At 55.9% G+C, this 20653-nt stretch carries 29 protein-coding genes, 3 tRNA genes and 1 pseudogene; 16 read left to right on the top strand and 17 right to left on the bottom strand.

Going from position 1 to position 20653, the window contains the following annotated elements; all coding sequences use genetic code 11:
- Positions 1–321: 321 nt before the first annotated feature.
- Positions 322–1401 (top strand): hypothetical protein, encoded by a 1080-nt coding sequence (locus CKW30_RS02700; protein WP_095179766.1) that lies wholly within the window; start codon positions 322–324, stop codon positions 1399–1401.
- Between the two features lie 54 nt (positions 1402–1455).
- On the opposite strand, the gene CKW30_RS02705 is transcribed toward CKW30_RS02700, so the two are convergent.
- The gene (locus CKW30_RS02705; protein WP_095179767.1) at positions 1456–2529 is read right to left on the bottom strand and encodes a 3-deoxy-7-phosphoheptulonate synthase; all 1074 of its coding nucleotides are present in this window, start codon (positions 2527–2529) and stop codon (positions 1456–1458) included.
- A gap of 605 nt (positions 2530–3134) precedes the next feature.
- On the opposite strand from CKW30_RS02705, the gene CKW30_RS02710 reads away from it, so the two are divergent.
- From CKW30_RS02710 to CKW30_RS02735, 6 genes are all read left to right on the top strand, one after another.
- Positions 3135–3578 carry an N-acetyltransferase gene (locus tag CKW30_RS02710; protein ID WP_095179769.1) on the top strand — a complete coding sequence of 148 codons (444 nt, stop codon included), beginning with the start codon at positions 3135–3137 and terminating at the stop codon, positions 3576–3578.
- Between the two features lie 127 nt (positions 3579–3705).
- A complete protein-coding gene (gene uvrY / locus CKW30_RS02715) occupies positions 3706–4347 on the top strand; it encodes a UvrY/SirA/GacA family response regulator transcription factor (RefSeq protein WP_024012761.1) in 642 nt (213 codons plus the stop codon).
- Between the two features lie 2 nt (positions 4348–4349).
- Positions 4350–6173, top strand: a complete 1824-nt coding sequence (gene uvrC, locus CKW30_RS02720) for an excinuclease ABC subunit UvrC (RefSeq protein WP_095179771.1) — start codon at positions 4350–4352, stop codon at positions 6171–6173.
- A gap of 32 nt (positions 6174–6205) precedes the next feature.
- The gene (pgsA, locus tag CKW30_RS02725) at positions 6206–6766 is read left to right on the top strand and encodes a CDP-diacylglycerol--glycerol-3-phosphate 3-phosphatidyltransferase (RefSeq protein WP_056785283.1); all 561 of its coding nucleotides are present in this window, start codon (positions 6206–6208) and stop codon (positions 6764–6766) included.
- Positions 6767–6826: 60 nt separating this feature from the next.
- Positions 6827–6902: transfer RNA gene (locus CKW30_RS02730), tRNA-Gly, on the top strand.
- 46 nt (positions 6903–6948) lie between these two features.
- Positions 6949–7022 (top strand) — tRNA-Cys (locus CKW30_RS02735).
- An 86-nt stretch (positions 7023–7108) separates the two neighbouring features.
- Here the strand turns inward: CKW30_RS02735 and CKW30_RS02740 are convergent.
- Positions 7109–7642 carry a GAF domain-containing protein gene (locus tag CKW30_RS02740; RefSeq protein WP_164488345.1) on the bottom strand — a complete coding sequence of 178 codons (534 nt, stop codon included), beginning with the start codon at positions 7640–7642 and terminating at the stop codon, positions 7109–7111.
- A 490-nt stretch (positions 7643–8132) separates the two neighbouring features.
- On the opposite strand from CKW30_RS02740, the gene CKW30_RS02745 reads away from it, so the two are divergent.
- Positions 8133–8219 (top strand) — tRNA-Leu (locus tag CKW30_RS02745).
- A gap of 82 nt (positions 8220–8301) precedes the next feature.
- Here the strand turns inward: CKW30_RS02745 and xerC are convergent.
- From xerC to CKW30_RS02790, 10 genes are all read right to left on the bottom strand, one after another.
- Entirely contained in the window at positions 8302–9333 is a 1032-nt protein-coding gene (gene xerC, locus CKW30_RS02750; protein WP_095179773.1) for a tyrosine recombinase XerC, read from the bottom strand.
- Position 9334: 1 nt separating this feature from the next.
- Positions 9335–9541, bottom strand: a complete 207-nt coding sequence (locus CKW30_RS02755) for a DUF4224 domain-containing protein (protein ID WP_056785291.1) — start codon at positions 9539–9541, stop codon at positions 9335–9337.
- A gap of 36 nt (positions 9542–9577) precedes the next feature.
- A complete protein-coding gene (locus CKW30_RS02760) occupies positions 9578–9805 on the bottom strand; it encodes a hypothetical protein (RefSeq protein ID WP_095179774.1) in 228 nt (75 codons plus the stop codon).
- A 48-nt stretch (positions 9806–9853) separates the two neighbouring features.
- Positions 9854–9976, bottom strand: coding sequence for a hypothetical protein (locus CKW30_RS27420; RefSeq protein WP_256584134.1), 123 nt, complete (start codon positions 9974–9976; stop codon positions 9854–9856).
- Positions 9977–10168: 192 nt separating this feature from the next.
- Entirely contained in the window at positions 10169–10651 is a 483-nt protein-coding gene (locus CKW30_RS02770) for an SAM-dependent methyltransferase (RefSeq protein WP_095179775.1), read from the bottom strand.
- 49 nt (positions 10652–10700) lie between these two features.
- Positions 10701–11069: a hypothetical protein gene (locus CKW30_RS02775; protein ID WP_095179776.1), complete on the bottom strand. Its 369-nt coding sequence runs from the start codon at positions 11067–11069 to the stop codon at positions 10701–10703.
- Positions 11070–11116: 47 nt separating this feature from the next.
- Positions 11117–11296, bottom strand: a complete 180-nt coding sequence (locus tag CKW30_RS02780; RefSeq protein WP_095179778.1) for a hypothetical protein — start codon at positions 11294–11296, stop codon at positions 11117–11119.
- Entirely contained in the window at positions 11293–11439 is a 147-nt protein-coding gene (locus tag CKW30_RS27185; RefSeq protein WP_159894609.1) for a hypothetical protein, read from the bottom strand. The genes CKW30_RS02780 and CKW30_RS27185 overlap by 4 nt, the downstream gene beginning before the upstream one ends.
- Positions 11436–11972 carry a hypothetical protein gene (locus CKW30_RS02785; protein ID WP_095179779.1) on the bottom strand — a complete coding sequence of 179 codons (537 nt, stop codon included), beginning with the start codon at positions 11970–11972 and terminating at the stop codon, positions 11436–11438. The genes CKW30_RS27185 and CKW30_RS02785 overlap by 4 nt, the downstream gene beginning before the upstream one ends.
- Positions 11969–12619, bottom strand: a complete 651-nt coding sequence (locus CKW30_RS02790) for a DUF4406 domain-containing protein (RefSeq protein ID WP_256584135.1) — start codon at positions 12617–12619, stop codon at positions 11969–11971. The genes CKW30_RS02785 and CKW30_RS02790 overlap by 4 nt, the downstream gene beginning before the upstream one ends.
- 48 nt (positions 12620–12667) lie before the next feature.
- Here CKW30_RS02790 and CKW30_RS02795 point away from each other — a divergent pair, with 48 nt between their 5' ends.
- The 4 genes from CKW30_RS02795 (at position 12668) to CKW30_RS02800 (ending at position 14785) form a co-directional block, all read left to right on the top strand.
- Entirely contained in the window at positions 12668–13495 is an 828-nt protein-coding gene (locus CKW30_RS02795; protein ID WP_095179781.1) for a hypothetical protein, read from the top strand.
- A gap of 186 nt (positions 13496–13681) precedes the next feature.
- Entirely contained in the window at positions 13682–14026 is a 345-nt protein-coding gene (locus CKW30_RS26645; RefSeq protein ID WP_143497856.1) for a DUF6864 domain-containing function, read from the top strand.
- Positions 14019–14324, top strand: coding sequence for a hypothetical protein (locus CKW30_RS26650; RefSeq protein WP_143497858.1), 306 nt, complete (start codon positions 14019–14021; stop codon positions 14322–14324). The genes CKW30_RS26645 and CKW30_RS26650 overlap by 8 nt, the downstream gene beginning before the upstream one ends.
- A gap of 143 nt (positions 14325–14467) precedes the next feature.
- Entirely contained in the window at positions 14468–14785 is a 318-nt protein-coding gene (locus CKW30_RS02800; RefSeq protein WP_095179783.1) for a hypothetical protein, read from the top strand.
- Here CKW30_RS02800 and CKW30_RS02805 read toward each other — a convergent pair.
- Positions 14782–15144, bottom strand: a complete 363-nt coding sequence (locus CKW30_RS02805; protein ID WP_095179785.1) for a hypothetical protein — start codon at positions 15142–15144, stop codon at positions 14782–14784. The two genes, CKW30_RS02800 and CKW30_RS02805, sit on opposite strands and share 4 nt — an antisense overlap.
- Before the next feature lie 11 nt (positions 15145–15155).
- On the bottom strand, positions 15156–15404 hold the full coding sequence (locus CKW30_RS26655; protein ID WP_143497860.1) for a hypothetical protein: 249 nt from the start codon (positions 15402–15404) through the stop codon (positions 15156–15158).
- A gap of 22 nt (positions 15405–15426) precedes the next feature.
- Between CKW30_RS26655 and CKW30_RS02810 the strand changes: the two genes are divergently transcribed.
- Positions 15427–16341 (top strand): hypothetical protein, encoded by a 915-nt coding sequence (locus CKW30_RS02810; RefSeq protein WP_177434187.1) that lies wholly within the window; start codon positions 15427–15429, stop codon positions 16339–16341.
- Between the two features lie 174 nt (positions 16342–16515).
- On the opposite strand, the gene CKW30_RS02815 is transcribed toward CKW30_RS02810, so the two are convergent.
- Genes CKW30_RS02815 through CKW30_RS02825 form a run of 3 tightly spaced genes read right to left on the bottom strand, consistent with a single transcriptional unit; the run spans position 16516 to position 17734 of the window.
- On the bottom strand, positions 16516–16758 hold the full coding sequence (locus CKW30_RS02815; protein ID WP_095179787.1) for a hypothetical protein: 243 nt from the start codon (positions 16756–16758) through the stop codon (positions 16516–16518).
- 2 nt (positions 16759–16760) lie between these two features.
- Positions 16761–17429 carry a lambda exonuclease family protein gene (locus tag CKW30_RS02820; RefSeq protein WP_095179789.1) on the bottom strand — a complete coding sequence of 223 codons (669 nt, stop codon included), beginning with the start codon at positions 17427–17429 and terminating at the stop codon, positions 16761–16763.
- Complete coding sequence (locus CKW30_RS02825; protein ID WP_256584137.1) at positions 17426–17734, bottom strand: hypothetical protein; 309 nt, start codon at positions 17732–17734, stop codon at positions 17426–17428. Before CKW30_RS02825 ends, CKW30_RS02820 begins: the two co-directional genes overlap by 4 nt.
- Between CKW30_RS02825 and CKW30_RS02830 the strand changes: the two are divergent.
- The 3 genes and pseudogenes from CKW30_RS02830 to CKW30_RS02840 all read left to right on the top strand — a co-directional run.
- Positions 17706–19652: pseudogene (locus CKW30_RS02830) on the top strand (DUF1983 domain-containing protein); the annotation flags it as partial. The gene CKW30_RS02825 and the pseudogene CKW30_RS02830 overlap by 29 nt on opposite strands.
- Before the next feature lie 8 nt (positions 19653–19660).
- On the top strand, positions 19661–19972 hold the full coding sequence (locus CKW30_RS02835; RefSeq protein WP_177434196.1) for a hypothetical protein: 312 nt from the start codon (positions 19661–19663) through the stop codon (positions 19970–19972).
- On the top strand, positions 19972–20652 hold the full coding sequence (locus CKW30_RS02840; RefSeq protein ID WP_095179792.1) for a hypothetical protein: 681 nt from the start codon (positions 19972–19974) through the stop codon (positions 20650–20652). Before CKW30_RS02835 ends, CKW30_RS02840 begins: the two co-directional genes overlap by 1 nt.
- The last annotated feature ends 1 nt before the right edge of the window (position 20653 follow it).

Genomic DNA, 20653 nt, shown 5'->3' on the forward strand with positions numbered 1-20653 from the left:
TCGTAGAAGTTCATCGGGAAATCACCGGGCCACTCTAAAACACTCATCCCGTTGAAGAAGTACGAAGAGGCTTCACATTGCGTTTGAAAATGGACTACGAGGCGTACGAAATTTCGGAGAGCTGTGAAATCCGAATCGGAAGTTCAGTGGGTCGTTTGTCGGCATAACCGCGTGACCTCTGCTGTTGCCTACTTTGCGAGTAGCGGTTACGCCGTTGTCGCGGTGGATTCGGCTGACATCCGGAACGTTCAAAGAGGTCCTCAATGTAGATGTCAGTGTCGTCATTCGGGGCGGCACGTTTTCCAGGGAGTGGAAGCGAAAATGAATAGCCATGAAATCGAGTTTTGCTGGCGGATGCGCCAGCCGATGGTTGCCGAAGTGTCTATCGAACCTCTGGTCGCGCCAACGATTGACGGGCTCCAAGGGAGCGTGTTGGATCCTTCGCTGGCCAAGGCCATCGTTCGCATTTCCCCTTATGCCAACATGAGCTGCGGCGATCAGATCGTGCTGTCTTGGGAGGGGCTGGATATCGAAGGCTTTGCCTATCAATACGAGAGTGTTCGATTCATCAGCCAGGTCCAGGTTGGCAAAGACGTCATCTTCGTCATCAAGGCGATGCATGTCGCTGCGCTGGACGGGGGCTCGCTGGAGGTTTACTGGACACTGCAAAGTGCGTCCGCGCCCAAGGCAGTGGAATCTGCTCGCCTGCAACTGTCTGTCGGGGACGTTGGACCGCATCTGTTGGCGCCGCAAATAGAAGGCTCGGTAAACGGAGCGCTGGAGCCGTCGCGAGTGGTCGAAGGCACCCTGGTGACCCTGCAGCCTTACGCTCGGATGTCAGCGGGCGACCGGATCATGCTGTCGTGGCATGGAGATGCTTCGCCTGAAATATTCACCGACTCGTTGAAGGTCGAGGCCTGCGCCGTCGCGCAAAGCCTGTCCTTCTGGGTGCCGGCCAGCTACGTCGAAGCGCATCGTGGTGGCGAGGTGGTGGTCGCCTACCGTGTTGAACAACGCTGTGGAGCCATCCGAACCTCGGAGCCTGCGACGGTTTTCATTGGGCCGGCAGTGCGTGCTGAACTGGCCGCGCCGGATATTGTTGGGGCGATCGATGATGTGCTGTCGGTGAAGGACTCGATAGAGGGGGTTTCCATTCTGATTGAAGACCCGCTGGTGCAGGAAGACGAGTTGGTCTATCTCAAGTGCGATGGTGATTTTTTCAGTCATCGCGATGATCTTGAAATCACTCGGGAGACGGCCGGGCAACCGGTGAGTTTCATTGTTCCCCATCGGTTCTGGCGCGAGCACCACGGCACGACGGTGGAGATTGCCTACACCATCGAACGTCTGGACGATACCAGTCAGCAATCTGCCGTGAGGCGGATCAGCATAGTGGCATAACCTGGGGAAGGTCAGCCCTCCGCGCTTCGTATGGAACGGGAGGGCGATCTGCGATCAGGCCCTGGCGTTAGCGAGGCGCCGTGCGGCGTCGGTCAGCAACTGTTCCGTTGCGTCAAAGCCGAGGCAGCCATCAGTGATCGATACGCCGTAGCGTAGAGAGGTGCTCAGCGGCTGGCAGCCTTCGAACAGATGAGATTCCAGCATCGCGCCGATCAGCGAGTGGTTGCCACGCAGGCGTTGTTCAAGCACCTCGTTGAACACGGCTGGCTGGCGCAGGGGATCCTTGCCGCTGTTGGCATGGCTGCAATCGACCATGATCCGGTTGGGGATCTTCAGTCGGCTGAGCTCGGCGCTGATGTTGGCTACGCTGGTTGCATCGTAGTTCGGCCCTTGATGGCCTCCGCGTAGCACGATGTGGGTATCAGCGTTGCCAGCTGTCTGCACGATCGCCGGATGCCCTTGGCTGTCCACACCGAAGTGCCGATGCGCATGGGCTGCCGAGCGCATGGCGTCGACAGCAATGGCGGCGCCGCCGTCGGTGCCGTTCTTGAAGCCCACCGGCATGTTCAAGCCACTGGCCATTTCGCGGTGGATCTGCGACTCGGTGGTGCGGGCTCCAATGGCCACCCAGCTCAGCAGGTCATCAAAGTAGCTGGCGGCCATGGGTTGCAGGAGTTCCGTAGCGACCGGTAGTCCGAGCTGGATCATTTCCAGCATCAGTTCGCGCGACAGCGTCAGGCCGGTAGCCATGTCGTCAGTGCCGTCCAGATGCGGATCGTAGGCTAGCCCTTTCCAGCCGACCGTCGTACGCGGCTTTTCGACGTAGGCGCGCATGACCAGCAGCATTTCACTGCTGACATCTTCGGCCAGACGAGCGAGTTTGCTGGCGTACTCAATCGCTGATTGCGGGTCATGGATAGAGCAGGGGCCAACGATGACCAGCAGGCGTGGGTCTTCACCGTCAAGGATGGCGCGCACCGCCTGGCGATGAGTGTTGACCTGTTGATGCAGGGAATGGCTGAGCGGCAATTGCTGTTTGAGCTGCAACGAGCTGGGCAGACGCAGAGTCAGCGCTTCGTTGGCAGAATCGATTGTGGACAGCGGCAAAGCGGAAACTGAAGAGTTCATGTTCGGTCTTCCTGGGCGGATGGCGGGTTTTTCCCGCGCACTCGGCCCTACTGGGGTGTTCGACAAATGGCCGTACTGGCTAGGCATGTGTGTTTGCCACCTATGGGTGACCGATCGGAGGCGGCAGGCTGTCCCGAGCGGAGGCTGGTAAATCGCCAGGCGCTAAAGCTGTCGTAACGGTAATAAGTGGCGTGGTTCATGGTGTAATCCTCGAAATGTGGTATGTCGCTGAAAGTGATGGGCCTGAAAAAACAAAACCCCCGGTCGGGAGGCCGACCGGGGGTTGAGAAATCTCTGGTAGGCGACCCGTTATCATGGGCGCCGTTTGGGTATCAGGCGCGCCAGTGGCTAAACCAATACCCAAAATAAAAATTGTCAGGAGCGCAAGTGTGATTCACCCGGGCAGCCGCGACCGAGCGCAGGGCGCTGGTGGTGCAAGACTGTGGAAGGGTGTTGAACATGTGCTGTCTCCGTTGAATGCGCCGAGCTTACTCGACGCTGATACGCATCAGCAATCAGAAAATGCTATTGCCCGCCGCTCGAAACGCCTATCACTGGCAAACCATGCGGGTGAAGGGCAACTTTGCAGTCATGGAGAAAGCTGAATGAGTTATCGAATCCGGCATGCCACCCGTGATGATCTTGCTTTTGCGCGGGATCTGACCTGTCGCAACATGCTGCGCTATTACATTGACCACGACCTGTTGTGGCAGGACGAGGCGTTCGACGCAGGCTGGCAGTATCGTGACAACTGGATGATCCTCCAGGATGAACTGGCGATCGGTTTTTTCAGTCTGAGCCAGGATGCGCGGGCGCTGTACATACGCGAATTGCAGATTGATCATCTCTGGCAAGGGCAGGGCGCCGGTTCCTGGGCCATTGGTCAAGTTACCGAAATGGCTCGTCAGGCAAGACGACCGGCACTGCGACTGACAGTGTTTGACAATAACCGGGCGCAAGAACTGTATGCACGCAAAGGACTGCGCATCGTGGGCAGGGATGAGTGTTTCCTCAGGATGCAGCTCGATTTGAGTACAGCTGTGCTCTGAAACCCACAGCCGGCAAGCCCTGAATGATGAATTGAAACTTTTTAAATGCGGCTTTCCGCTAGGTCTGTCTGGCACTTTTTGCTAAGGTGTCCGGCATCCCAATAAGACCATATCGCGAGGTGTCTGCTTGATTAGGGTGCTAGTGGTCGACGACCATGATCTCGTTCGCACAGGCATTACACGAATGCTGGCCGATATCGATGGCCTGCAGGTGGTGGGTCAGGCCGAGTCAGGTGAAGAGTCCCTGATCAAGGCCCGTGAATTGAAGCCTGACGTAGTGCTCATGGACGTCAAGATGCCCGGCATTGGCGGCCTCGAAGCCACGCGGAAGCTGCTGCGCAGCCACCCGGACATCAAGGTGGTTGCCGTTACGGTGTGCGAGGAAGACCCTTTCCCGACGCGTTTGCTGCAGGCCGGGGCGGCTGGTTACCTGACCAAGGGCGCGGGTCTGCCGGAAATGGTTCAGGCCATTCGTCTGGTCTTCGCCGGGCAGCGTTACATCAGTCCGCAGATCGCTCAGCAGTTGGCAATCAAATCATTCCAGCCCACCAATGATTCGCCGTTCGATGCGTTGTCCGAGCGGGAAATCCAGATTGCGTTGATGATTGTCGGTTGCCAGAAGGTCCAGATCATTTCCGACAAGTTGTGCCTGTCGCCGAAAACCGTGAATACCTACCGCTATCGCATTTTCGAGAAGCTTTCGATCAGCAGCGACGTCGAGTTGACACTGCTCGCGGTGCGTCACGGCATGGTGGATGCCAGCGCCTGACCATGACCGAGAAATTTGATTCCAGTGCTTTCCTGTCGACCGTCAGCGGTCGGCCCGGCGTCTATCGCATGTTCGACAGCGAAGCGCGCCTGCTCTATGTCGGCAAAGCGAAAAACCTGAAGAAACGTCTGGCGAGCTACTTTCGCAAGACCGGGCTGGCGCCGAAGACGGCCGCACTGGTCGGCCGTATCGCTCAGGTCGAGACGACCATCACCGCCAACGAAACCGAAGCGCTGCTGCTGGAACAGACGCTGATAAAGGAGTGGCGCCCGCCGTACAACATCCTGCTGCGCGACGATAAATCCTATCCGTACGTGTTTCTCTCCGACGGGCAGTTTCCGCGCCTGAGTATCCATCGCGGGGCAAAAAAGGCCAAGGGCAAGTATTTCGGCCCATATCCGAGTGCCGGTGCCATACGCGAAAGCCTGAGCATCCTGCAAAAAACCTTTTTCGTCCGTCAGTGCGAAGACAGCTATTACAGGAACCGCACCCGTCCGTGCCTGCAATACCAGATCAAACGCTGCAAGGCGCCGTGCGTGGGGTTGGTCGAGCCTGACGTCTACGCCGAAGACGTGCGCCACTCGGTGATGTTCCTCGAAGGTCGCAGCCATGCGCTGACCAACGAGCTGTCCATGGCGATGGAAGAGGCAGCGATCAATCTCGAGTTCGAGCGCGCGGCCGAATTGCGTGACCAGATCGGATTGCTGCGCCGGGTACAGGACCAGCAGAGCATGGAAGGCGGAACCGGCGATATCGACGTTATTGCCGCATTCGTCAACCCCGGCGGCGCCTGTGTTCACCTGATCAGCGTGCGCGGCGGGCGAGTGCTGGGCAGCAAGAATTTTTTCCCGCAGGTCGGCATCGAGGAAAACGTTTCCGAAGTCATGGCGGCGTTTCTCGGCCAGTACTACATCAGCAGCCCCGAGCGCGATTTGCCGAGCGAACTGATCGTGAATGTGGTTCACGAAGATTTTCCAGCGCTGATCGAAGGGATTCATACCTTGCGCGGCCGCGAATTGGCCATCAGTCACCGGGTGCGCGGTACCCGTGCGCGCTGGCAGCAACTGGCCGTGACCAACGCTGAGCAAGCGTTGGGCGCGCGTCTGGCCAACCGTCAGCACACCGCCGCGCGATTCGACGCGCTGGCCGAAGTGCTGAATCTGGATGAGCCGCCGCAACGTTTGGAATGCTACGACATCAGTCATTCCAGCGGCGAAGCGACGGTTGCCTCCTGCGTGGTGTTCGGGCCGGAAGGCGCGATCAAGTCGGATTACCGCCGCTACAACATCGAAGGCGTCACTGCCGGCGACGATTATGCGGCCATGCACCAGGCGCTGACCCGCAGGTTCAGCAAACTCAAGGACGGAGAGGGCAAGTTGCCGGACATCCTGCTGGTTGACGGTGGCAAGGGCCAATTGTCGATGGCCCGCGATGTGCTCAACGAACTGGCCGTGCCGGATCTGATCCTGTTGGGCGTCGCCAAAGGCGCCACGCGCAAGGCCGGTTTCGAAACGTTGTATCTGAATGATGCAGCGCACGAGTTCACCTTGCGCGGCGATTCGCCCGCGTTGCACCTGATTCAGCAGATCCGCGATGAGGCACACCGCTTTGCAATTACGGGGCATCGCGCCCGTCGCGGCAAGACCCGCCGAACCTCGACGCTTGAGGGTGTCGCAGGGGTAGGGCCGACGCGCCGCCGTGACCTGTTGAAACATTTTGGTGGATTGCAGGAGCTGTCTCGTGCAAGCATCGAAGAGATCGCCAAAGCCCCGGGGATCAGTAAAAAGCTCGCTGAGTCGATTTATGCGAACCTGCATAGTGAGTAGAATGCCCCTTCACCTCGTAGCCAGTTGTGCCGATGAATATCCCTAATCTGATTACCGTTCTACGCGTCCTGCTCATCCCGATCTTTATTTTGCTGTTCTATCTGCCCTACGAATGGAGTTACATGGCCTCCGCTTCGGTGTTCGCCTTCGCGGCCGCAACGGACTGGCTCGATGGTTATCTGGCGCGTCGACTGGAGCAAAGCACACCGTTCGGGGCGTTTCTCGATCCGGTCGCCGACAAGCTGATGGTCGCTGTTGCCCTGGTCTTGCTGGTGCAGGAACACGGCAATCTCTGGCTCACGCTGCCCGCAGCAGTCATCATCGGTCGCGAGATCGTGATTTCGGCGCTGCGCGAATGGATGGCCGAACTCGGCGCCCGAGCGCAGGTAGCGGTTTCCAATCTCGGCAAATGGAAAACCGCTGCGCAGATGCTCGCGCTGGTAATTCTGCTGGCTCATCCAAAGGCATTGAGCTTCTGGGTCGTGCTTGGTTATACGCTGCTGATTGTATCGGCAGGGCTGACCCTGTGGTCGATGGTTCAATACCTTCGCGCCGCCTGGCCGCACCTGAAGACTGATGTAGAAAAGAAATAAAAGTTTTTTGAATCAAGGGGTTGACGGGGCTTCTTAATTCTATAGAATGCGCCACACCAAGCGGGAATAGCTCAGTTGGTAGAGCACGACCTTGCCAAGGTCGGGGTCGCGAGTTCGAGTCTCGTTTCCCGCTCCAATTTGTACAGTGTTTGTTGTTGCGCTACTGACAGCAAATACTTTGAGGCCGAGTAGCAAAATGGTTATGCAGTGGATTGCAAATCCACCTACGCCGGTTCGATTCCGACCTCGGCCTCCACTATCAAAAACCCCGTAGATCAATGATCTACGGGGTTTTTTGTTGCTTGTGGGAAAAGTGTGGTGTTCCGCATCGTTTGAGTAGGGTCACTCAGTCAGACACGCCCCGGTCTTGATATGGCTGGCACCTTCCACCGTCAGATTCGAGAAAAAGATGCAGCCAATAAGGCGTGCGAATAACGTCAGTGTGTCCGCAAGATCCGGGTTATCAAACAGAACGGCCCTTGAATCCAGAGCACATAGGGCACCCCAGAGTCTTCCGTCCGGCAGGAAAACAGGCGCGCCTGCGTAGCTTTCAATTGAATACTGCTTCACCACAGGACGTGACGACAGTCGTCCATCCTTGCTGATTTGTGGAAGGAAGAGGGCTTGAGGATTTCGTCGAAACTCACTGCAGAGCGTAGTTTCCAGATCCAGCGTATCGCCTACGTTTATTCCCAGTTCAATCGGATCGTATGCCGAACAGACGATCCATTCCGTTTCCGTGAATTTTGCGATTCCGGCAAAGCGTGTACCGGTCAGGCGGGTGACAAGCTGCAGGATATTGGTGGTCGCTTCGATCTCGGCGATCGCCGAGCGCTCCTCTTGGCTTAAAGACGCTTTTAGAACGGTGTCACTCATTTGCATGGAATCAAATCTCCTGATTGCTTGTACATCCCTGAGCTCTGCTCTGGTGACGTTCTGTGAGGCGTGATCGTGGTTGAAGGGGGGCGTGCTGATACCCTTTGATTATTGATTTCGGCGCCAACCTTTAGCGTAGACATCCCGTCCAGACTTGGGTTGCCTGCTCATAATCTCAATCGATGAAACATCTGTCACCCGTGCAGCCAAGGTGATGGTGAGCATCTGAATCTTTTGAGTTTATCGCCACAATTTCCAGTCTGGTTGCTGCGATTTGCCAGTTACCTCGGCCTCTACTTCAAGCAAACTCCGTAGCTCCCTGATTTCTGAGGCTTTTTGATTTTCTGCGGTCAGCGATATTTAGTTCTCAAATCGCGCACTCCAAACTTGCTTCACCGGGACGTGATGTATATATTCCCCGCTCGGCTTTTTAAGCGGTCATCCTGTCAGGATCCAACCGCAAGGCTGAGCAGAGCAATACCGCGCTACCGCCCGAATGGCGAAACTGGTAGACGCATGGGACTTAAAATCCCCCGCTCGTAAGGGCGTGCCGGTTCGATTCCGGCTTCGGGCACCATCTTAAATCAAGGGTTTGCGAGCGAAAGCTGATGCAAACCCTTGTTTGTTTCTGGTCCGCTATTCTGGAGTTGGTCCGCAATTCACTTGGTAGGCATGACTTTTTTGCCTTTTCGATTGCGGATGTACTGCTCGGTCATAACCACCGTCGTATGCCCAAGTTGATCTCTGGCTTGCAAGATATCGCCACTGGATTCAGCCTTATCGGTACCCGCCTTGGCGCGCAAGTCGCGCATCTGAAATTCAGCTTTCGGCACGCCGGCCGATTCCCTGGCCAAGTCGAATCTCCTGCGCAACATCGCCACCGTCATCGGTGTGCCGTCCTCTGTAACGATCAGCCGCGTCGAGCGGACCTTGTGTTCTGACTTGCGGGACATGATTCGATCAATCAAAACCTTCAGCTCCCCCGTTATCTCGATCCGCCGCTTCGCCTTTGTCTTGCCCTGCAACACCCAAATCTGCCCGTCACGCACGTCGCGCTCATCCATCAGCCGGGTATCTGTTACCCGTTGCCCGGTCAGATAGGCGAGGTCCATTGCGTCTTGCAGGCCCACATCTGCCTTGTCGTGCACGCGTTTGAACAGCGCATCCTCGACATACGTATCCCGCCCGGTTTCCTTGTTTCCCTTGATGCCGGCGCATGGATTGGCAAGAGACGTATAACCCTTGTCCCGAGCGTAATTCCAGATGGCGCTGAGCAGCGCTTTCTCGCGGTTCGCGCGCACCGGCGCGGCCTTGCGCCATGTCAGGTACTGGCGTACGTGCAACGGCTCGATCGTTTCCAGCGGCGCTGGCGGGTCGTCGAAGAAAGCGATCAGATTCTTCAGCTCGCGCTTGTTGTCAGCCTGGGTCGCCGTGCCTTTGGTAGGGACGACGTCGACCATGTATTTTTCGGCGACGTAGCGGAACGTGATGACCTTGGCGACCAGATCGGTTGCGGTGCGATCACGCTCAAGCTTCGCGTACTCCATGATCGCCAAGCCGTAGTCGCTGCCCAGTGGAATTTCCTTTCTGTCTTTGCCGCCCGTGTCGTAGTAGTAGAACACCCGGCCGCTGGCTTTCTTGCGCTCCCGCAGCCTGGCGATCGAGCCGGGTTTACTTGGTCGTCTTCCCATGTCAGCTGGCCTTACGTGATTTCCATACGGGCTTTTCTGATTCAAATGCGCCGACGGCGGTGACCGCCATCGCGGTGACGCTCGGCCAGCCGTTCACTTTAATCGTATGGCGGACGCCGTTCTTTTTCAGGTTGAGGATCTGTCCTGCTTTGGTCCGCGCGCCGGTGAGCTCGCAAACCTCCTCGTGAGATAGAAACTGGATGGTCATGTGATGCTCCATGCCGCGCGTGGCGGCAGAAGGTGGTTATTCGGTTGGGTCGACAACGCTGTGCGAGATGGAAACCGTCTTGCGATCGGCGGCTCCGAGATAGATCTGGCTCATGACGTCGTCGTGCTGGACGGCCACTGTGTCGGTGGCGCATTCGTCATCGCCGAGTTCTGATAACGCTAATCGGCGAACCTGCAAGAGGTCGACCCCGTCAGGCACTTCAAAAACGGTCGCGACTGAGGTTGTGATCATGATCACGGGCATACGAATTCCTCGCCCGCCGTACACCGGCAGGTTGTTGAGTGGTTGGGGTTATTGCCGGATCAGCTCGGCGGGGACTTTCACCGCGGCGCCGCGCTTGGCGAATACCACGGCGCGGAACACTGCGATGGTTCTGGTTTCGCCGGGCTGGCGGTTGAACGGGTCGCTTGTCATGTCGGCCAGCACAAGGGTGCAGGTGGCCAGCGTCGACCCAGACGCCGTACTTCGTGATCAGTTGCTCGGCGTCGGGCAGGGCGAAGAGATCCAGCTGGCCGGCGACAGGCTGCTGATCACCCTCGATCGCGTTGATCGCCCAGTCCAGCGCCGGGCCGGTCAGTTCCTCGGTGCGGACGCTGACCATGCGGTTCATGGTGCCGGCCGCTTCATGAACGTGATCCAGTGCGTTTTTTCGCGCTTGCCTGACTTGTGGCCAAACAGCGGCTTTTCATCGGTAAGCGCAAGCAGCTCGCTGACCGTCACCTGGGTCTCGTTCCACTTAAATATCAGAACGCCTTCGGATTCCAGCACCCGGAAACACTCGGCGAAACCCTGTCGAATGTCCTCGCGCCAGTCGGCGGTCAGCATGCCGTACTTGGCCCGCATCCAGCTGTCGACCCCGGCGCGGGTCAGGTGCGGCGGGTCGAATACCACCAGGCGGAAGGTTGAGGCCTCGAAGGGCAATTTCCGGAAATCCATCAGCACATCCGGCTCAACTTTCAACACCCGACCATCGCAAAGCAGGTGCTGCTCGTCACGGATGTCGCCGAAAAGCGCGCGCTGGTCCTGCTTGTCAAACCACATCATTCGGCTGGCGCTGCACGGGTCGAGGACCTTCGCTGCTGCACTCATCACCGCGGCCCCTTGTAGCAGTACACGTAGGCGAACCAGGCGAGGGCGATCATGGCGTCACCTGCGCGCCGGGGAGTTTCGGCACCGGCAATGCCCGACGACCCCAAACGCAGACTGGTCCATCTTCGTGATCGTGGATCGACAGGATGAACCAGTCTGGCTCGTCCGGCCGCTGGATTTCCCACGCCGAGCAATCGCACTGGCCGTCATCCATGTACGCATCGAAAACCTCAAAAGGAACGTCGCTCTCCATGTAGGAGACTTTCGTTTCAATCTGGTGGCGCAGACACCATTCCTGAAACTGCGCCTCAGTGAGCTCGTCGTCGTACTCCGAGAGGTAATCCGGATGCGACCACCAGCCGTCCTCATCGCGCTCGACCGGTAGGGGCTGGATGAACGAAAACTTTTCTTCAGACATGACTTCGTCCTTGCCGATATAGCGGCTGACTTTGAAGGGGGAGGGAGTTACGGGTATTTCTTGCTGATGCGCTTGGCGATCGCTTCGAGCTTTTCGGCCATCGCCCACATGTCGTTGTTATCGCGGCGGGAGACGACCGGGGAGCGCTGAACGTTGCGGTCCATAAGGATCTTCGCTGCCAGCAGGATCAGCCAGGCTTCGAGCTTGCGGCGGATGAAGCGCTTCATTCCTGCGGTGCCGGGTGGCTCGCGTTCCAGCGCTCGAAGGCTTCTTGCGTGGTGGCAGCTTCGATCTTCTCGTCGCACTGGTTGCACGCCGCCACACCGCCGGCCGCGCCGACATCGCGGTGACCTTGCTTGCACGGGTTCATATGCCAGTCGTCATCCTGTTCCTGTCAGCGACCTCAACCACCAGGTGCTTGCCGCAGGAATGGCAGAAGTGCATGCCGTTTTCCTCCGGCCCATCTTCGTGGAATGACCAAGTCTCACCGCAGCCACTGTTCCAGATGCCGCTGTCGTCTTCGCGACTCCATTCGCAGGTCCCGGCTCGATCATCGTTCAGTTGATCCGCTGCGTTCAGGCGCTGCTGCAGGGCGTCACGCTCTTTGATCGCGACCGCGTGTTTATCACGCCAGTGCAGTACCGCTTCCAGTTCCTCGGCAGCAGTCACCGGAGGCTGCCCGGACATGCGCCGTTCGATCATCTGCCACACCGGCTCGTACTCAGGCCAGTCGCTCTCGATCACCAGAAACCGGCGAGCAGGCGCGCCGGCAATCAACATTTGCTCGTAGAAGTTCCGGCAACGCCCGGAGAAGTTGCGCCGGACCAGGTGCGGCAACTTTTCCATATCAGTGTGTTTGATGACGATGTAACGGTCTTCGCGCTGAAAGGTTAAGTCGTTCATCCTGCAATCTCCATCGATACTAGATCATGGGCATTCACAACCTTCATGCCGAGCTCGCGGGCAATGTGCACTTCGAGCCGGGCGCCTTTCGAGCTCTCCCAGCCGGGCAGCACCGCGACCTGACCGCAGAGGCCGAGGCGGGTCAGGTCGTAGGCCATGAAGTCGGCCCAGTCCGCGCCGTCGACGACGCCGTGCTCGGCAGGATTTTCGACGACGTATCCACGGGCGCGCAGGTCGGCTGCCATCTTGTTGAAGGCAGGGAAGTTGAAGTCTTCGAAGCCAGTCATCGGCCCGGCCAGGTACAGGCGATTGGCGCGGGAGGCGGCGAGCGTGACACCAGGTGCTGCTGGCGCTGGCGACAGCTCGTGCCAGGTGTCGACCTCGAACTCTGCCGGGCGAAGGCCAAGGCGCCTGCCATCTGGCAGCACAGCCGCGACCCCACCGTGGCTGTTGGTCCATACGGGAAAGATTTTGCCTTCAGGGCAGATCAGGCCATCACCCCGCAAGAGTGCGGACCCAATTCCCGGCATCGGATCAGCCACGACGGTCGTGAACATCTTCACCGTGCGCGGCACGCGTTCGCCGAACGGATAGTTTTTGCTGCGCTTGTGCAGGGCTGGACAGTCGATACGGTTTTCTGTGGGCACGGAGATGTCTCCCAGATATATTGAGAATCAAAAGTGGAGGCTTCAGGTATGGATGTTTTCTTAGCTTCTGGCGGATCAGCTGCGCTTTTCGCTTTAGCGCTATGGCTTGCCAGAAATTTGATAATCACAAGATTGACAAAATCGGTTGAAAGTGAATACTCCCGGTTGAATGAATCTTACAAGTTTGATCTTAGGAAATTAGAGGAATCCTTTAAAGCAGATCTAAAAACTAAAGAGACGGAGATAACAGCTTTACGGAATGGTACTCTGTCTGCTATCTCAAGTCGGCAGTTGTTGTTAGATCAAAAAAGAGTGGAGGCATCTGAGGAGATCTGGGCTTCCGTCGTCTCGTTAGGCGCTTTTAAGTTTGTATCGAGTTGGATGTCAGTCATAAAGTTTGAGGAGGCTGCTGCGGCGGCTAAACATGATCCGAAGGTGCGCCGATTGGTAGAGGCTTTAGATCAACAGCTAGATCCCGATTTTATTAAGAAGCAAGTGGTTCCTAGCAAAGCTCGTCCATTTGTAACGCCAATGCTCTGGGCTGCGTATTCCGCCTATTCCAGTGTGATGATGCAGGCTGTAATGGCGGCGTTTGTTATAAAGCACGGAGTTGGCGCGGAAATGATAAACAACAAAAAGTCCTCAGAGATCTTAAAACTCGTCCTGCCGCATCAAAGCGATTATATTGACAAGTTTGGCATCTCTTGTTATCACTACCTTCTCGAAGAACTTGAAGAGAAAATAATAAAGGAAATTCACCACACGATTTCTGGTCATTCGACTGACAACGAAAGTATTCAGCAAGCCGCAGCCGTCATAAAAAAATGTAATGAAATCTCTGATCCAGTCGAAAAGACACACAACGGTATGAGCTAGTGAGAGTGTTTTTTAACGGCTGGCGTGACTCGTAGAAGTGGGGTATTTGTTCGGTGTGGAGCACCCCTTACGCTCGCCCTCTACAAAAGAGTGGTGCTAGCGTTTTATGAGCTAAAATACGTTACAGACGTTTGCTCACCGCTGGTTTGAATTAATATTTTAATTGATGTATTTGGAGGGTTTACTTTGCTTGTTAAAGCATTTGTCGATGGCTACGAAGTAATTGACTCAGGGGTGATTCATCTGACTGGAACCACGGTGGAGTTCGTTGTTGACGGATTGCCAATAGAGGTCTTATTCAAGATCGAGAATCTTCCACCAAAATACGCAGTCACAATCGAGGGTTATAAAGTTGTTTTAACTCTGTCAGATTTTAGCAGTAAAGAGGGTCAGGGACTAATTGAGCCACTTGTAGTCGCTTCAAGCCAAGGGCGAGATATAAAAATGACCTTTTTTGTACAAACTTTGCCCGATTCCCATTATCGCATTATGTCTTATGCATTTTTATTGGCGCCAAATTTGAATGGCTGATCCTAAAGTACCCGAAGGGACCTCCGGGTCCGTAGGAAAAAAAGCTCCAGAGCCCAGAGGTAACGCTGCTGGAAAAATTACAGAAAATATTGGCACAGGGGAGAATGCTAAAAACTCTATCGTTTGGATGACAATAACATGGAGTTTTATTATTGCGGGAACTTTAAGTCTGTTGTTGTTTTCCTTGGTTGTTGCTGAAAAAGATTTTAAGTATTTGGACGAAATAAAATCAGTGTGGTCGATTTTTATCCCGCTTATTACTTTGGCGCTTGGTTATGCATTCGGCAAAAATAAGTGAGGCGCGGCTTTCTCCGAGATTCTCAGGAGCGAGCGTATGATACGTTTTCTTACAGGCGGCATCGCGCCTCGCCGGCTGGCGTGATTCGTATAAGTGGGGTATTTGTGTTCGGCCCGGCATGGAGCCGGATCAAGGAGTGAGCTATGAAGAAATCAATCGTCGATCATGTGTGGCACAAAATCGCAGATATTGACTCACAGGGTCGTGCTGCCGCCGTGAGTAAGCTTGAGCAAGTGGTAGATCTTGCTCGCCGGCTGAGCCAAACCGAAGGTGAAGAAAGCACGAACAATATTCTGGAGCATGGCTTGATCGAGGTTGCTCTGCTTCGGTGTCGAGAAATTCAAGACGGCAAAGAGGGCCTCTGCTATGACGATCTTCAAATTTACTACCGGTACGCCACTTCGGCGATGAAGAGGGCTGAGGCGATCATTGCTAAAGAGTTGTCTCATCTTGACCTTTAACCAGTCCTGACGATCTCGTCTTCGGGCTCTGGCGGATCGTCGGCTAGGGACTTCATGCCCACTGCTCTGATCAGTCGCGACACTTTTTCCGAAACGACAAAAGGTGTCGTGACACAACGAAGCATCTTGGCCTGGGTTTCGAAGTCGGCGGCGATCAGGTTCATCAGCAGCAGCTGGTAAACCTCCTGCTGGTTGTTGATGCCGTGTGCTGCCATAACCCGCCTAAGGTCAGCCTTGAACACCCCGGCCACCTCAACTGTAAACTTCTCGACGCCCAATGCAGCGTCCTTTGCTGCTGCCTTCTCGCGCTTTTTCTTCTGCTTGATCGCTTCCTTCGTTGGCTCCTGTACTTCGGCCATGGCCTACCTCTTCAATTCTGCTGGCCGGCATGTCCAGACATGTCTGTCGACGCTGGTGCGCCGGATTGATCAATCGCTTTACTGAGTTCGGGGAATTCGGTGCTGTACTGGTCAGCGTTGCGGCGTTCTACGAGCTCACTTGATACTGATGATGCTGCCGGAAATATTTGCAGCTGTGCCTCATGGATTTTTCCAAGCACGCGTCGCCCTTCGTGACCGGTGGTGGCAATTTGGCTATATTGAATACTTGATTTCAGCAATGCGGACGTATCGGAGCAAGGAATGGCAAGAAAAATACCTAGTCCATCAACCAGCCAGGTTGTGGAGAGTAAAGGTGAGATTGCGGCCAAAAAGTGTTTTATTGTCACCCCAATTGGCTCAGATGCGTCGTCGACGCGAAGAGCCGCAGATGGTCTGATAAATGCCGTTATGAAACCTGTGTTAGAAAAAATGGGTTTTGAAACTTACGTAGCTCATGAAATTGCAAGCCCCGGATCAATAACTCGTCAGGTTATAGAGCATGTAATATATGATGACTTAGTTATCGCAAATTTGAGCGAATTAAACCCAAATGTCATGTATGAACTTGCGGTTCGACATTGTGTGGGGCTACCTATCGTTGTGTTGGCGGAGATAGGGACGCGGTTGCCATTTGATATTTCAGATGAGCGAACCGTATTTTTCCAAAATGATATGTATGGTGCAGTAGATCTTGCTCCTCGCCTAGAGGCTGCCATTGAGGCAGCACTATTGACAGGGGAGCCTGATAACCCAGTATACAGAGTAACTCAAAGTCGGGTCCTAAGAGAGTCAGTGGAACCGGATGATGCACAGGCTTTCTTAATTAAAAAACTGGATTATATCGAGGCTTTCATCGGGGAAGTAAAATCGCGCGGTGTGGCACCATCCCCGCCTCCGGCATCTCGGTCGGTTGAGACGATAGATGACTACTTGATTCATGTTTACGACGAAGGTGCGGATATAAACCTTATTTATGATTTCTTAGGCTTGATTCCGGGTGTTGTGAATGTTAGGTCTGTTGAAAGTGATTCGGCAAAAATATCCTTCATAGTTAGCACCCACCTGCCAATCGGATGGCCAGAAATAAAAACGCTAGAAAAGCAATTCAACGTATCAGCCGGAATATTGAAAAAATTTCGTGGGACGAAAACGTATCATCCGCTGAAAAGTAATTGATGCGTGTGATTTTCTAATTTTTTTGGTTTTCATAATGATGCTACTGGGTGGTCATGGTCATATTTTGGGTGCTGAAGGGGTAAGTGTTCACGACTGCGTCGTGGTTGTTGCGCAGCAGCGCTCGGCAGCTGCGCTCAGCCCGGGCGAAACCGTTGTTGGGTTTGCGTTTCGACTTCATAGCGAGTCCGCCATTTTGCGCAGCGCCTTGCGTTCGGCGGCCGATATCGCCTTCGGCCTCCGCTTGAGGACCGTTTCAGGGTCTACCCAGTCCCGCCGTGCAGGCCTGGGCTTTATCCGCGTCGCCGGCAGCTCTTTGAAGGTGCTGCCGGGTCGCGCCCAGAAGTCGGCCATCGCAGCCGCGATTCGATCCGACTCAGTCTGCTTTTCACGAACTGCGTTGAGGTTGAGGCTGATCATGCTCAGGCTCCTAATCGATGGGCTTGTGCCCGCGCTTTATCCGCTACTTCGTCAACCATCCGGCCCAGCTCCAGGTTGAACTGAACCAGCTCTTGATGAAGCATCGCGATGTACTCGTCATCGCGCTTGATGGTCTCGATGTACAGGCGGCAGTCTTCATCTTGGCGCGGATCGAACGACAGGAAATCCCACCATTCCCGGCCCGTGACGAACATGCAGCCCTGAACCTGCGGCATGTGTTCGTCGGGCATTCCTTCGAGCCACGTACGGACGTGGACGGCTTCATTGAATGGACACTTCGACTCAATGCCGCCGTCCTCGCCAATCAAGCCGTCCGGCGAGCAGCCCAACCAGTCGTATTTTGGATGAACCAAGAAGCCCGACTTGATGACGGTATTGCCGGTCAGGATTTCGTAAAAGTCGTGACTTGACTGCTCAACCTCAGTCCCCCAGGCCATCGACTTGCTGCTAACCGAATGTTTCGATCTGTTCGCCAGACGTTCAAAAGCCAGTTCGCGCATGTAAGTGGTGCGGGCCGCGAGCGGCTTTCGCTTCCCGTGCTTGTCGCGATCACCCCAAGCAATCACATCCTTGAACCTGCTTGCCGTTAGGCGCCCGCTGCGGTCCTGATGCCACTGCTCGGTGCGTTGAAGGTCTACTGAGGCGTTCATTGCTCGCCGCCTTGCACATCGTCGTTCGCATTGCCGTTTGAGCTTTCGTTGAGGGTTGTGAACTCTGCCTCAATTGTCTGTGCAATCGATTTCAGCTCCCCGTGACGTGTCACGCCAATTGCGCCACGCTGCTGCGGTTTTAGTGCCTTCCAGGCTTTTTCGTAGCCATCAATTCCTTGTTCTTGAGCGATCTTTTTGAGCTGCTCGAACAGGTCCGCAGTTGCGTCGGTGGCGTCGCCCTGAGGAACCGACGCAGCTCCCACATCTGCTGGCTTTTCGTTGGTAGATCGTGGGGTAACCGTCACGGTAACCTATAGCGAACCGCCGGTGGCGCAGTTGCAATGGGCGCTCGATGCTGATGATCTGGCGATCCCGCTGTATCGCGTGCTGCGCACCAAGCGCACCACCGAAGGCGATTACGAAATCAGCGCGCTCCAGTTCGAGCCGAGCAAGTTCGCATTCATCGATACCGGTGCACGCCTGGAAGAACGCCCGATCAGCGTGATCCCGATCACCGTCGTCCCGGCGCCGTCCAGCGTTTCGCTGTCGTCGACTTCATCGGTGGTGCAGGGGCTGGCCGTGGCTACCATGACGATCACTTGGCCAGCCGTGCCTGGCGCCGTTGGCTATGACGTTGAATGGCGCAAGGACAGCGGCAACTGGATCAAGCTGCAGCGCACCGGCGTGACCAGCGTGGACGTGGTCGGCATCTATGCCGGTGCGTACGTGGCCCGTGTTCGCGCCGTGAGCGCTTTCGACATCACATCGATCTGGCGTAACTCGATCCTGACCAACCTCAGCGGGAAGCAAGGAATGCCGCCTGCGCTCAGCTACCTGACCGCCACGCCACTGCTGTTCGGCATCTATCTGAAGTGGGGTTTCCCTGCTGGTGCCGAAGACAGCCAGCGAACTGAGATATGGCATAGCCAAACAACCGATCTTGAGGCGGCGACCAAGCTGACAGACCTGGCCTATCCGCAGAGTGATTTCTCCATGCTCGGCCTCCGCGCGGGTGTGACCTTCTATTTCTGGGGTCGCATCGTCGACAAGATCGGCAACATCGGTCCGTGGTATCCGATCGGCATCGGCGTGCAGGGGCAATCCAGTTCTGACGCTGCTGCGATTCTTGAAATGATCGCCGGAGAGATCGGTCGCACGGAGTTGGGGCAGGACATCATCGACGAGATCGACAAGATCCCAGGCCTGCAAGCGCAGATCGATGCCCTAGACGGGCTGAAGGGCTACGACCCGGAAGCGATCTATGAGGAATACGACCTTGTAGTGGTCGGCAAGCGGATCTATCAGGCCACCGGCCAGGTGCCTATCGACACTCCGCCGCCGAACCCGCTCTACTGGCTCGATGTTGGGCAGACTGTTGAGACTGCGAACGGTCTCGCTCAGCAGGTCGCCACCAACACTGCCGAAATAACCGAACTCGATGGCGTGGTGACCGCGCAAGCGACAGCATTTCAGGCGCTACGGGCATCCTACCGAGACGACGATGGAGAGGGTGAAGCTCAAGACGCTCTGCGTGGCTGGAATGCTACGACCAGCTTTGCCGAAGAGGTCAAGGTTCGAGCAACACAAAACAGCGCACTCACCCAGCGGGTAACAACGCTCGCCGCTGAGGTGGGTGAAAACGCTGCGAACCTGACCGAACTGGAACAGACTGTCGCCACGAACGAAGAGGCGACTGCCACCAAAATCACTCAGTTGACAGCAACTGTCGGCGACAACACTTCAGCCATCCAAGAGACGGCGGAAGCATTCGCGGATCTCGACGGCAACCTCAAGACCATGTGGTCGGTGAAGATGTCGGTCACCGCGAATGGCCAGTACGTGACGGCCGGTATCGGCTTGGGAATTGAGAACGTGGATGGAGTTTTCCAAAGCCAGTTCCTGGTAGCCGCTAATCGCTTCGCCATCGTCAATACCATCGCCGGCGGTGCGATCTCTGTGCCGTTCGCAGTGCAGGGAGGGCAGGTGTTCATGAACTCGGCGTTCATTCAGGACGCCTCAATCGGGAACGCCAAGATCGGTTTTTTCATTCAGTCCGATAACTACATCGCCGGAGTGCAGGGTTGGCGCATCGACAAGGCTGGCAACTTCGAATTGAACAGCCCGCTGGGCGGCGGCGCTCGCCAGGTCATCAACAACAACGGTGGCAAGGTGTTCGACGAGAACGGCGTGAAGCGCTATCAATGGGGGAATTTGAACGCATGAGTTACGGCATAAGAATATGGGGCGCCGATGGGGCGCTCCAGCTGGACGAGAACTCGTTCACCATTCGAGTCGTGCTCTCAGTGCAAGTGACGTTTGCACTTGGCGCGAGCAAAGGAACTCAGGATTTCGCTGTCCCCGGCGTAGGCCCGGGTAACGGAACGGCGATCGTAGTTCCGATTGGGGCCTACCCTGATTCGCAAATGCAGTTCGAGACAGAGATGCTCGACGGAGTCGTCCGCGTCTACAACTACACCCGGACGTACGCGGCGAGCACCACGTCGTCAGGAACCATGCGCTTGATAGTAATGAGGTGGAGCTGATGAGCTACGGCGTTCAGTTCACAAACAACAATAACGTCGTCACTTTGGATTCAGAGTTTGCACGGCTGATGGTCATTGCTTCAGGGCGATACGCACCAAACCAAGAGTCCGGGCTTGGCTCGGTTACCACGTTTGCGCGACCAGTCACTTCCCAAGAACCCCCTCTGGTATTCGTTCGCCCCGATACTTTCAACGGCGTAGCTGGGCTTTGCCGGATGAGGCTGCTCGGCTCGGCGGGAAACTGGACTGGCTTTTATGTCAGGGCATACGACGTCAATGCTGCCGGTCTGAATGGGAGATATTTTGTAGCTGCGTTCGGTGCTCAGCCAGTGGCGCAGTACGGAATGAGGTTGTGGGATGGCGGCGGAAATCTGCTGTTTGACTCTGGTACGCCTAACGCAACATTCACCCGAGCATTTCAGAACTGGAACTACGTCCGCTACGACACCAGCCAGCAGGGGCTGACACGCATTTTCTATAGCGTCCCGTTCAACTTTCCAGAGAATGAATTCATGCTGTTGAACACTTTCGGCATGCCCATGACTTCGGGAAGTGGCATCCCGCGCGAGCTTTACTGCTGGTGGGATTTCCCCAACAGCACGCTCTATGCCATCACCGTTGCCGCCTCGAACCCTTTCGCTTTCTTCCTGCCGGCCGTGTTCGCCAAACAAGCCGCATAAC

The organism is Pseudomonas sp. Irchel 3F6 (genome assembly GCF_900187595.1).
Classification (GTDB): Bacteria; Pseudomonadota; Gammaproteobacteria; order Pseudomonadales; family Pseudomonadaceae; genus Aquipseudomonas; species Aquipseudomonas siliginis.

Excerpts from the sequence above, each read along its gene's own strand:
- CKW30_RS02700 (WP_095179766.1), top strand. The coding sequence starts at position 322 with ATGAATAGCCATGAAATCGAGTTTTGCTGGCGGATGCGCCAGCCGATG.
- CKW30_RS02705 (WP_095179767.1), bottom strand. The coding sequence starts at position 2,529 with ATGAACTCTTCAGTTTCCGCTTTGCCGCTGTCCACAATCGATTCTGCC.
- CKW30_RS02710 (WP_095179769.1), top strand. The coding sequence starts at position 3,135 with ATGAGTTATCGAATCCGGCATGCCACCCGTGATGATCTTGCTTTTGCG.
- uvrC (WP_095179771.1), top strand. The coding sequence starts at position 4,350 with ATGACCGAGAAATTTGATTCCAGTGCTTTCCTGTCGACCGTCAGCGGT.
- pgsA (WP_056785283.1), top strand. The coding sequence starts at position 6,206 with ATGAATATCCCTAATCTGATTACCGTTCTACGCGTCCTGCTCATCCCG.
- CKW30_RS02740 (WP_164488345.1), bottom strand. The coding sequence starts at position 7,642 with ATGAGTGACACCGTTCTAAAAGCGTCTTTAAGCCAAGAGGAGCGCTCG.
- xerC (WP_095179773.1), bottom strand. The coding sequence starts at position 9,333 with ATGGGAAGACGACCAAGTAAACCCGGCTCGATCGCCAGGCTGCGGGAG.
- CKW30_RS02755 (WP_056785291.1), bottom strand. The coding sequence starts at position 9,541 with ATGACCATCCAGTTTCTATCTCACGAGGAGGTTTGCGAGCTCACCGGC.
- CKW30_RS02760 (WP_095179774.1), bottom strand. The coding sequence starts at position 9,805 with ATGCCCGTGATCATGATCACAACCTCAGTCGCGACCGTTTTTGAAGTG.
- CKW30_RS27420 (WP_256584134.1), bottom strand. The coding sequence starts at position 9,976 with ATGACAAGCGACCCGTTCAACCGCCAGCCCGGCGAAACCAGAACCATC.
- CKW30_RS02770 (WP_095179775.1), bottom strand. The coding sequence starts at position 10,651 with ATGAGTGCAGCAGCGAAGGTCCTCGACCCGTGCAGCGCCAGCCGAATG.
- CKW30_RS02775 (WP_095179776.1), bottom strand. The coding sequence starts at position 11,069 with ATGTCTGAAGAAAAGTTTTCGTTCATCCAGCCCCTACCGGTCGAGCGC.
- CKW30_RS02780 (WP_095179778.1), bottom strand. The coding sequence starts at position 11,296 with ATGAAGCGCTTCATCCGCCGCAAGCTCGAAGCCTGGCTGATCCTGCTG.
- CKW30_RS27185 (WP_159894609.1), bottom strand. The coding sequence starts at position 11,439 with ATGAACCCGTGCAAGCAAGGTCACCGCGATGTCGGCGCGGCCGGCGGT.
- CKW30_RS02785 (WP_095179779.1), bottom strand. The coding sequence starts at position 11,972 with ATGAACGACTTAACCTTTCAGCGCGAAGACCGTTACATCGTCATCAAA.
- CKW30_RS02795 (WP_095179781.1), top strand. The coding sequence starts at position 12,668 with ATGGATGTTTTCTTAGCTTCTGGCGGATCAGCTGCGCTTTTCGCTTTA.
- CKW30_RS26650 (WP_143497858.1), top strand. The coding sequence starts at position 14,019 with ATGGCTGATCCTAAAGTACCCGAAGGGACCTCCGGGTCCGTAGGAAAA.
- CKW30_RS02800 (WP_095179783.1), top strand. The coding sequence starts at position 14,468 with ATGAAGAAATCAATCGTCGATCATGTGTGGCACAAAATCGCAGATATT.
- CKW30_RS02805 (WP_095179785.1), bottom strand. The coding sequence starts at position 15,144 with ATGGCCGAAGTACAGGAGCCAACGAAGGAAGCGATCAAGCAGAAGAAA.
- CKW30_RS02810 (WP_177434187.1), top strand. The coding sequence starts at position 15,427 with ATGGCAAGAAAAATACCTAGTCCATCAACCAGCCAGGTTGTGGAGAGT.
- CKW30_RS02815 (WP_095179787.1), bottom strand. The coding sequence starts at position 16,758 with ATGATCAGCCTCAACCTCAACGCAGTTCGTGAAAAGCAGACTGAGTCG.
- CKW30_RS02820 (WP_095179789.1), bottom strand. The coding sequence starts at position 17,429 with ATGAACGCCTCAGTAGACCTTCAACGCACCGAGCAGTGGCATCAGGAC.
- CKW30_RS02840 (WP_095179792.1), top strand. The coding sequence starts at position 19,972 with ATGAGCTACGGCGTTCAGTTCACAAACAACAATAACGTCGTCACTTTG.